Source organism: Allobosea sp. CER48 (assembly GCF_044752385.1).
In the GTDB taxonomy this organism is placed as follows: Bacteria; Pseudomonadota; Alphaproteobacteria; order Rhizobiales; family Beijerinckiaceae; genus Allobosea.
This window is the reverse complement of record NZ_JBIWYK010000093.1, coordinates 1-9072: the sequence shown is the minus strand read 5'-3', so window position 1 is coordinate 9072 and position 9072 is coordinate 1. Positions and strand designations below refer to the sequence as shown.

The following is a 9072-nucleotide window of genomic DNA, read 5'->3' as shown; positions in this document are numbered from 1 at the left end:
TCTTCAGGAATCCGGCGAAACGCAGCAAGCCATCCGGCCACGGGCCATGTCCGGACTCGCTGTTGAGGTGGCCGCTGTCGCCGGCATCCACGAATTCCGAGCCCCAGGCCTCCGCGAGCTCCCGCGCCTCGTCCTGGGTGCAGTACGGGTCGGTCGCACTCGCGATCAGCACCGAAGGGAACGGCAGCTTCTCGCGGCGATGCGCGATGAAATCCGGCCCCATGCCGGGCACCGCCCCCTTCGCCTTCTCGGAGGCAGGGGCGACCAGGAAGGCACCGGCGACCTCACCGGGGTGCAGATGCTCGGCTGCAAAGGCGACGGCGCTGCAGCCGGCCGAATGCGCGACGATCACTACCGGGCGGGTCGCACTACGCACGGCCTTGACGATCTGATCGGCCCAGACATGGCGGGACGGCTTGTACCAGTCGTCCTGCTCGACGCGACGCGCGGTCTTGAGCCGGGTCTCCCAGCGGCTCTGCCAATGGTCGGGCCCGGAGCCCGACCAGCCGGGAACGATGAGGATATCGACGTCGGAGGATTTCATCAGGCCTAGATAGACCTGCCGACGCCGAAGTCCAGAGCGTCACGCCTCGCCGAACACCCGGCGGAAGATCGTGTCGACATGCTTGAAGTGATAGCCCTCGTCGAACATCGCCTTCAGCTCCGAAGCGGAGAGCTTCGCTGCCACATCCTTGTCCGCGAGCAGGTTGGTGAGAAAGTCCTCGCCGTGCTCCCAAGTGCGCATCGCATTGCGCTGGACCATCGAATAGGCATCCTCGCGGCTGGCGCCGGCCTGGGTCAAGGCCAGCAGCACGCGCTGCGAATTGTGCAGGCCGCCGAGCCGGTCGAGGTTCTTGCGCATGTTCTGCGGATAGACCAGCAGCTTGTCGACGACGCCGGTCAGCCGCGCCAGCGCGAAGTCGAGCGTCACGGTCGCGTCCGGGCCGATCATGCGTTCGACCGAGGAATGGGAGATGTCGCGCTCGTGCCAGAGCGCGACGTTTTCCAGCGCTGGCGTGACCATGCCGCGGACGAGGCGGGCAAGACCGGTGAGGTTCTCGGTCAGCACCGGATTGCGCTTGTGCGGCATCGCCGAGGAGCCCTTCTGGCCCGGCGAAAAATACTCCTCCGCCTCATAGACCTCGGTCCGCTGCAGGTGGCGGATCTCGATCGCCAGCCGCTCGATGCAGGAGGCGACGACGCCGAGCGTCGCGAAATACATCGCGTGGCGGTCACGCGGGATCACCTGCGTCGAGACGGGCTCGACGGTCAGGCCCATCTTCTGCGCCACGTATTCCTCGACCTGCGGGTCGATATTGGCGAAGGTGCCGACGGCGCCGGAGATGGCGCAGGTCGCGATCTCGGCGCGGGCAGCAACCAGCCGGGCGCGGCAGCGATCGAATTCGGCAAAGGCCTGCGCGAGCTTGAGACCGAAGGTCACCGGCTCGGCATGGATGCCGTGCGAACGGCCGATGGTCGGGGTCAGCCTGTGCTCGAAGGCGCGGCGCTTGATCGCCGCCAGCAGCGCGTCGACATCGGCGATGAGGATGTCGGTGGCGCGAGCGAGCTGGACAGACAACGTGGTGTCGAGGATGTCCGACGAGGTCATGCCCTGATGGACGAAGCGCGCCTCCGGCCCGACGATCTCGGCCAGGTGCGTCAGGAAGGCGATGACATCGTGCTTGGTGACGCGCTCGATCTCATCGATGCGCTCGACATCGAACACGGCGTCCCTGGCCTTGGCCCAGATCGTCGCGGCAGCCTCCTTCGGCACCACGCCGAGTTCGGCGAGCTTGTCGGTCGCATGCGCCTCGATCTCGAACCAGATGCGGAACCGGGTCTGCGGCTCCCAGATGGCGACCATCTCGGGGCGGGAATAGCGCGGGATCATCGTTTCGTCCTTATCACCCAATGAGCCCTCATCCTGAGGAGCGCTCTGAAAGAGCGCGTCTCGAAGGATGATCCAGCGCTCTCTGGAGCATCCTTCGAGACGCCGCTTCGCAACTCCTCAGGATGAGGGCTGCGATACTGTCAAACCCAGTCGCCGCGTGCAGCCTCGGCCGCCTTGCGGATCGCTTCGATATTTCCGGCATAGGCGGAAGGACCGCCCTTGAACACGGCCGATCCGGCGACCAGCGCGTCAGCCCCGGCCTTCACGACAAGCGGCGCGGTCTCTGGCGTGACGCCGCCATCGATCTCGAGCGCGATCGGACGGTCGCCGATCAGCGCCTTCACCTGCGCGACCTTCTCGACCACCGAACGGATGAAGCTCTGCCCGCCAAAGCCGGGATTGACCGTCATCAGCAGGATGAGGTCGACATCCTCGATGAGTGCCTCGGCCGCACTCGCCGGCGTACCGGGATTGAGCACGATGCCGGCCTGCTTCCCCTGGGCCTTGATCGCCTGCAGCGTACGGTGCGGATGCGGCCCGGCCTCGACATGGAAGGAGATCAGGTCCGCACCAGCCTTGGCGAAAGCTTCGACATATGGGTCGACGGGTTCGATCATCAGATGCACGTCGAAGAACTTCTGGGTGTGCGGGCGGATCGCCTTCAGCACGTCCGGCCCGAAGGTGATGTTCGGCACGAAATGCCCGTCCATCACGTCGCAATGGATCCAGTCGGCGCCAGCCGCATCGATCGCGCGCACCTCCTCGCCGAGTTTGGAGAAATCGGCCGAGAGGATCGAAGGGGCGATACGGATGGGGCGGGTCATGGCCGGGGATTTAGCCCCGCCGGGCCGCCACTGCAATCAGGCGGAACGCAATTTCACCGGAAAGGACAGCCTTCTGTCGGCTTCCGCGATCTCCGCCACCACCTGCGCGAAGGCCGGGCGTAGCTTCAGCCGCGCGAACCATGCGGCCAGGGCCTCATGGCCGTCGAGCGGCGGCCCGCCAAGCCTGCGGGCGAAGAGCACGGTCATGAACAAGGCGATGTCCGCCAGAGAGAGCCTGCCACCGAAGAACTCGCGCCCCGCCAGCTTCTGCTCCAGCACCTCGTAGTGCCGGGCCAGCGTGTCCTCGGCGATCAGCGCGTCAGCCTCCAGCGCGATGCGGCGATCGCGGTCGGGCGAAGGCGGGCTCGTGCGGTGCATCAGCGGCCTCAGCGCCTGCAGCATGATCTCGTCGGCATAGAGCTCGTCGAGCCGGCAGCGAGCCCGCTCTACCGGGGAATCCGGCATCAGCTTCGGTTCGGGATAGGCTTCGTCGAGATACTCGTTGATCACGGTGGAGTCGTAGAGCACCAGCCCGCAATCGCTGAGCACCGGCACCTGCCGCTTCGGATTGAGCGCGATCACCTCCGGATGCTTGGGATCATAGCCCGTCGTCTGGTTGAACGGCACCATGATACGCTGGAAGGCGAGACCCTTCTCCTTCAGCGCAATCTCGACCTTGCGCGAGAACAGGCTCAACGGCCCGGAATGGAGTGTGATCATGGCGCGGTTCTCCTGCGGCAGCCGAAAACCTCGCAGTGCGCAGCGTCACCGCCCGTCAGCAGCCTGGCGGGCTTCCTTGCGCCGGATCCGCCCCGCGATGCCGCCGAGCAGCCACGGCAGCAGATAGATCGGGAATTGCGCCAGCGCGAAGAACAGGAAGGTCGTCGGCGAGACGCCCGCGCCCAGCGCCGCCACCAGCAGTCCCATGTTCCGTTGGCCCGTGCCGTAGCCGATCATGAAGCGCTCGGATGCCGGCATCAGCCGCAGCACGAGCCAGCTCGACACCAGACCCGCTGTCGAGACCGCGAAGACGCAGGCCAGCACGAACAGGACGAGCTTGGGGTTTTCGAGCGCCGCGCGCGTGACGCCATCCATCGCGGCGATGGCGAAGATGAAGTACATCAGTACGCCGAAACCATCGAGATTGGCCTTCATCGCCCTGATCCGCTCGATGCCGAGCCATGATCGCAGCGCGAAGGCGACAGCCATGCCACCACCGATGAAGACCAGGAGCCGTAGCATCAGCGCCCAGCGGTCGAGCGGCACGGCCGCTCCGGCGAGAAGCTCCACCAGCAGCGGCGCGATGATCGGGCTCAGGATCGTGGTGACGATGACGCTCGCAATGATCAGCGAGGGCTCGAAGCCATAGAGGATCGCGACGGCCGGCGAGGACATGATCGGCGGAGCCGCGCCCATGATCGCGAGCCCAAGCACGATGCCGGGGTCGAGGTTCTCTCGGCCCACGATCAGCAGCGCCCCGCCGATCAGCAGCACCGGGCCGGTGATCAGCCACAGGCAGGAAGCGGCGAGCTTCGCCGGCCGGCGCAGCAGACTTGCGGTGATGCCGAGATCGACCCGCATGAAGACGACGGTGGTGAAGCAGAAGATGGTGATCGGCAGCACCGGCCGCGCCGCCGCGGAGAACTGCGGAAGTGCCAGGCCCAGGAAGATCGAGAGCGCGAAACCTTGCGTGCCGTAGCGCCCGAGCCAGGCGAGCGCGGCGGCGAGAAGGGCGACTGGACGCATCGGCTTGGGCTCTGGAATCGTTCGCGAAAGAGCCGCACACTGGCCTATCGCGCGGGAGGCGTCACCTGCACCGGGAGCTGGGCGGTCTTGCGCCGGCATAAAATTGCGCCCTCCGTGCCGCGTGGCCGCATGGATCGATCAAGTTGGCGGAGATGGCGCAGAATTTGCGAAAGATTTCCCGATCCGACGCAAAATCCGGTCGCGCCGCTGACAACCGGGCGCAAACCGGTATTTTGCGGGGAAAAGGGCTGGCAGGAGCAGTTTCATGAAGGTGGATACGATCGTTCTCGGCGCCGGCATCGTCGGCATTTCGGTCGCGCTCCATCTGCAGAAGGCCGGTCGCTCCGCGCTTCTCGTGGACCGGCGCGGGCCAGGCGAGGAAACCAGCTACGGCAACGCCGGCCTGATCCAGCGCGAGGGCGTCTATCCCTACGGCTTCCCGCACGACTTCGGCGCGCTCATCCGCTATGCGATGAACAACACCATCGACGCGCATTATCACTGGAGCGCGATCCCCAAGCTCGCCCCCTTCCTGTTCTCCTACTGGATGCATTCGCGCGCCTCTCATCACGAGGCGATCGCCCACAAATACGCGACGCTGATCGAGCACTGCGTCACCGAGCATGACGCGCTCGCGCAGGAAGCGGGAGCCACCGAGCTTCTGCGCCGCAAGGGCTGGATGAAGGTGTTCCGTACCGAGAGGGAGCGCGAAGAGCGCCTCGCCGAGGCCGCTCGCTGGAAGCGCGAATTCGGCGTGAACTTCCGTGCCCTCGACATGGCGACCCTCAAGGCCGAGGAGCCGCATCTCGATCATTCCAGCCTGATCGGCGGCCTGCACTGGACCGATCCCGTCACGGTCATCGATCCGCTCGGCCTGTCGAAGGCCTATGTCGCGCTGTTCGAGAAGCTCGGCGGCAAGCTCGCCCTCGGCGATGCCGCGACGCTGACGCAGAACGGCGCGGAATGGACCGTCACCCTCGCCGACGGCACGAAGGCGCAGGCGAAGGATGTCGTCGTCGCGCTCGGCCCCTGGGCCGATGTCCTGACGAACAAGCTCGGCTATCGGCTGCCGCTCGCGGTCAAGCGCGGCTACCACATGCATTACAAGCCGCAGGGCAACGCCGTTCTCAACCATCCGGTGCTCGACACCGAGCGTGGCTACTTCCTCGCGCCGATGCAGCAGGGCATCCGCCTGACCACCGGGGCCGAGTTCGCCGATCGCGACGCGCCCAAGACGCCGGTGCAGCTCGCCCGGGCAGAGCCGATCGCCAAGGCGCTCTTCCCGCTCGGCGAGCGCCTGGATGCCGAGCCCTGGCTCGGCCGCCGGCCCTGCACGCCGGACATGATGCCGATCATCGGCCCCGCGCCGAAGCACAAGGGCCTGTGGTTCTCGTTCGGCCACGCCCATCACGGCCTGACTCTCGCCGCCGTAACGGGCCGCATGGTGGCCGAGATGGTGGGCGGCCAGAAGGTCTTCGTCGATCCCGCGCCCTTCGCGCCGTCGCGCTTCGTCTGAAGCGCCGATCGAGGGTGTCGTCCCGGCGCGCTGCAGCGTGACTTGCTGCGGCGCGCGCGTGATGACAGCCCTGCGCCGGGGCCTCTCGCCTGCCGGCTTGCGCCCTGCCACGATCCGGCTCCCGATTCCCGACCGAGACCTCGCCATGGCCCTCGCCAAACCGCCCGTCCAGGACAATGCCTACGCCGCCGCGCTCGCGCTGCTCGATCGCGTGCCGCTGATCGACGGCCATAACGACCTGCCCTATGTCATCCGCAAGGATGCCAGGGCTAAGGGCGATGTCGCCACCTACGGCCTGGACAAGGTCCATGCCGAGGGGGACACCGACATCCCTCGCATGCAGGCTGGCAAGATGGCGGCGCAGTTCTTCGCGGCCTATGTGCCGCCGAAGCAGGCCAGGCCCGCGGGCTTCGCGCTCGCCCAGATCGCGCTGATGCGGGACATACTCAAGCGCCATGCCGACGTCTTCCGCCCCGGGCTCTCCGCGGATGATGTCGAGGCCGCCAAGGCAGAAGGGCGCATCGCCCTGTTCATGACGATCGAGAACGGCACGGCGCTCGACGGCGAGCTCGACGCGCTCGATGCCTATTACGATCTCGGCGTGCGGCTGATGACGCTCTGCCACAACGACACCACCGACTGGTGCGACTCCGCCACCGACGCCCCGCGCCACAATGGCCTCACCGCGTTCGGCAAGGATGTGCTGCGCCGGATGAACCGGCTGGGTATGGTGATCGACCTCGCCCATGTCGCGCCGAAGGTCATGCATGACGCGCTCGACGTGTCCAGCGCGCCCGTGGTCTGGTCGCATTCCAACGCCTTCACGCTCTGCGACCACCCGCGCAACGTCCCCGACGACGTGCTGGACCGCGTCGCGGCCAATGGCGGCGTCGTGATGGCGACTTTCGTGCCGGACTTCATCAGCCAGGCCTCGCGCGACTGGCACCGCCCGGCCAAGGACCAGTACGGCAAGACGCCGGACGGCGTGGACTACGCGAAGGTCGAGGCCGAGATCGTCGCGAAATCCGGCCCCCGCCCGACCGCGACGCTGCCGGAATATTGCGACCATGTCGAATATCTCGCGAAGCGCATCGGCCACGACCATGTCGGCATCGGCTCGGACTTCTTCGGCTGGGTCAATCCGAACGGGCTGGAAGACACCACGACCTTCCCGTCGGTGATCGCCGAACTGATCCGCCGTGGCTGGTCGGAGGAGAACCTCGCCAAGCTCGCGAGCGGAAACACCCTGCGGGTGCTGCGCGCTGTCGAGCAGGCGGCAGGCTGAGCGCTTCCGGCGTCGTCATGGCCAGGCTGCCCCGCGCCCTGACCATGCACGTCTTTCCTTGTCGGACGTGGGCTCACGGCGTGGATGCTCGCCACAAGGGCGAGCATGACGTATGAGCGTGCCATCGCGCCTCGCCGATCGGGGCTCGATGCAAGCCTCATCACGAAGACAAGACCTGATTCTCCCATGACCGGTTCCGGCACCGACCGCACCCGCCCGGCCGTACAGGCCCCTGCCCCCATCGTCATCCTGGTCGAGCCGCAGCTCGCCGAGAATATCGGCATGTGCGCGCGCGCCATGGCGAATTTCGGCCTCTCCGAGATGCGCCTCGTCGCCCCGCGCGACGGCTGGCCGAGCGGCGGAGGCCTCAAGAAGGGCGCGACTGCGGCCGCCTCCGGCGCCACGCACATCCTCGAGAACGCCCGTCTCTTCGCCAGCGCCGCCGAGGCCATCGCCGACCTCAACCATGTGTTGGCGACGACCGCCCGCGAGCGCGGCCAGATGAAGCGCGTCGTGACACCCGCGGAGGCGATGCCGGACGTTGCCGGCCGCATTGGCTCCGGTGAACGCGTCGGCATCCTGTTCGGGCGCGAGCGCATCGGTCTGACCAATGAGGAGATCAGCCTCGCCGACGCAATCCTGACCTTCCCGGTCAACCCGGCCTTCGCCTCGCTGAATCTCGCGCAGGCCGTGCTGCTCAATGGTTATGAGTGGTTCAAGACGACCGGCGGCGAACCGCCCTTCCGCGAGAACAACCCGTCTCCGCCGGCCAAACGCGAGATGATCCTGTCGATGTTCGATTATCTCGAAGCCGAGCTCGATCTCTGCGGCTTCTTCCCGGCGGGCAAGAAGCCGGTCATGACGGCGAACCTGCGCGACATCCTGCACCGGCTCGACATGACCGAGCAGGAGGCCCGCACGCTGCGCGGTGTCTTCAAGTCGCTGGTCGAAGGGCCGAAGAAGGCCCGCCTGCTGGCGCGGCAAGCCGAGGCGCCGGAGCCGACCCCGGAATAAAAAAGCCGGCCCCGAAGGGCCGGCTCTTCTGGTCGGGGGGTCTCGAAACGCCCGGTCAGAATTGATACTTCAACGTCGCCTTCACAGTGCGGCCCGGCTCGCTGTAATAGTCTCGCGCCTGGGCCAGAACGCCGGTCGGGACGTTGACGGCATCCCAGTACCTGCGATCGAAGATATTGTAGACGCCAACCTGCAATTCAAGGTCTGCGATCTGCGGCATCGGGCGCCACCACGCCGTCGCGTTGAAGATCGCATAGCCCGGTGCCCGGAAGCCCTGGTTGGTGCCGGTCGTCGCCGCGACGTCGTCGCGCTTGCCGGCGAGCTTGGTCGAGACCTCGGCACCCCAGTAATCCGTGCCGTAGGCGATGGCGAGGATGCCCTGCACCGGCGGGATCGAGTTCAGGAAGGTGTTGTCGGTCTTGTTGACGCCGCGGGTGTAGGCGAAGGAGCCGCGCACCAGCCAGTTCTGCGCGAAGGCGTACTGGCCGTTGATCTCCACGCCCTGGATCTCGGCGCGCGGAATGTTGCGGAAGCTGACGATGCCACCCTGCGGATAGAGGCCGCCGGGAGGGGCGATCTGCTGCTGCTCGATGAAGTTGTGATACTTCGAATAGAAGTAGGTGATCGAGCCGCCGAGTTGCTTGTCGCCGAAGCGGGCGCCGACGTCGATGCCATTGCCTTCTTCCGGACGCAGATCCGGGTTGCCGACGCGCAGATAGGTGCCCGGTCCGCCGAAACGGCCATAGAGTTCGTTCGCCGTCGGCGCGCGGAAGGTCTTGGCCCACTGCGCGAAGAC

The 9072-nt window shown here is 66.6% G+C and carries 9 protein-coding genes; 3 read left to right on the top strand and 6 right to left on the bottom strand.

The window, feature by feature from the left end; all coding sequences use genetic code 11:
• The 5 genes from ACIPIA_RS05785 to ACIPIA_RS05765 form a co-directional block, all read right to left on the bottom strand.
• On the bottom strand, positions 1-544 hold a 544-nt coding region (locus ACIPIA_RS05785), incomplete at its 3' end, for an RBBP9/YdeN family alpha/beta hydrolase (protein ID WP_400507549.1).
• Between the two features lie 39 nt (positions 545-583).
• Positions 584-1891 (bottom strand): adenylosuccinate lyase, encoded by a 1308-nt coding sequence (gene purB / locus ACIPIA_RS05780; protein ID WP_400507547.1) that lies wholly within the window; start codon positions 1889-1891, stop codon positions 584-586.
• A gap of 140 nt (positions 1892-2031) precedes the next feature.
• Positions 2032-2715, bottom strand: coding sequence for a ribulose-phosphate 3-epimerase (gene rpe / locus ACIPIA_RS05775; RefSeq protein WP_400507545.1), 684 nt, complete (start codon positions 2713-2715; stop codon positions 2032-2034).
• 36 nt (positions 2716-2751) lie between these two features.
• The gene (locus ACIPIA_RS05770; protein ID WP_400507544.1) at positions 2752-3435 is read right to left on the bottom strand and encodes a glutathione S-transferase family protein; all 684 of its coding nucleotides are present in this window, start codon (positions 3433-3435) and stop codon (positions 2752-2754) included.
• 45 nt (positions 3436-3480) lie between these two features.
• Complete coding sequence (locus tag ACIPIA_RS05765) at positions 3481-4461, bottom strand: hypothetical protein (RefSeq protein ID WP_400507543.1); 981 nt, start codon at positions 4459-4461, stop codon at positions 3481-3483.
• A gap of 265 nt (positions 4462-4726) precedes the next feature.
• On the opposite strand from ACIPIA_RS05765, the gene ACIPIA_RS05760 reads away from it, so the two are divergent.
• The 3 genes from ACIPIA_RS05760 to ACIPIA_RS05750 all read left to right on the top strand — a co-directional run bounded on the left by ACIPIA_RS05760 (position 4727) and on the right by ACIPIA_RS05750 (position 8276).
• Positions 4727-5977, top strand: a complete 1251-nt coding sequence (locus ACIPIA_RS05760; RefSeq protein WP_400507541.1) for an NAD(P)/FAD-dependent oxidoreductase — start codon at positions 4727-4729, stop codon at positions 5975-5977.
• A 145-nt stretch (positions 5978-6122) separates the two neighbouring features.
• On the top strand, positions 6123-7262 hold the full coding sequence (locus ACIPIA_RS05755) for a dipeptidase (RefSeq protein WP_400507539.1): 1140 nt from the start codon (positions 6123-6125) through the stop codon (positions 7260-7262).
• A 186-nt stretch (positions 7263-7448) separates the two neighbouring features.
• Positions 7449-8276 carry an RNA methyltransferase gene (locus tag ACIPIA_RS05750; RefSeq protein WP_400507538.1) on the top strand — a complete coding sequence of 276 codons (828 nt, stop codon included), beginning with the start codon at positions 7449-7451 and terminating at the stop codon, positions 8274-8276.
• Positions 8277-8331: 55 nt separating this feature from the next.
• Here ACIPIA_RS05750 and ACIPIA_RS05745 read toward each other — a convergent pair.
• On the bottom strand, positions 8332-9072 hold a 741-nt coding region (locus tag ACIPIA_RS05745; protein WP_400507536.1), incomplete at its 5' end, for a TonB-dependent receptor domain-containing protein.

Coding starts and splice junctions, on each gene's coding strand:
- purB (WP_400507547.1), bottom strand. CDS start 1,891: ATGATCCCGCGCTATTCCCGCCCCGAGATGGTCGCCATCTGGGAGCCG.
- ACIPIA_RS05750 (WP_400507538.1), top strand. CDS start 7,449: ATGACCGGTTCCGGCACCGACCGCACCCGCCCGGCCGTACAGGCCCCT.
- ACIPIA_RS05755 (WP_400507539.1), top strand. CDS start 6,123: ATGGCCCTCGCCAAACCGCCCGTCCAGGACAATGCCTACGCCGCCGCG.
- rpe (WP_400507545.1), bottom strand. CDS start 2,715: ATGACCCGCCCCATCCGTATCGCCCCTTCGATCCTCTCGGCCGATTTC.
- ACIPIA_RS05765 (WP_400507543.1), bottom strand. CDS start 4,461: ATGCGTCCAGTCGCCCTTCTCGCCGCCGCGCTCGCCTGGCTCGGGCGC.
- ACIPIA_RS05770 (WP_400507544.1), bottom strand. CDS start 3,435: ATGATCACACTCCATTCCGGGCCGTTGAGCCTGTTCTCGCGCAAGGTC.
- ACIPIA_RS05760 (WP_400507541.1), top strand. CDS start 4,727: ATGAAGGTGGATACGATCGTTCTCGGCGCCGGCATCGTCGGCATTTCG.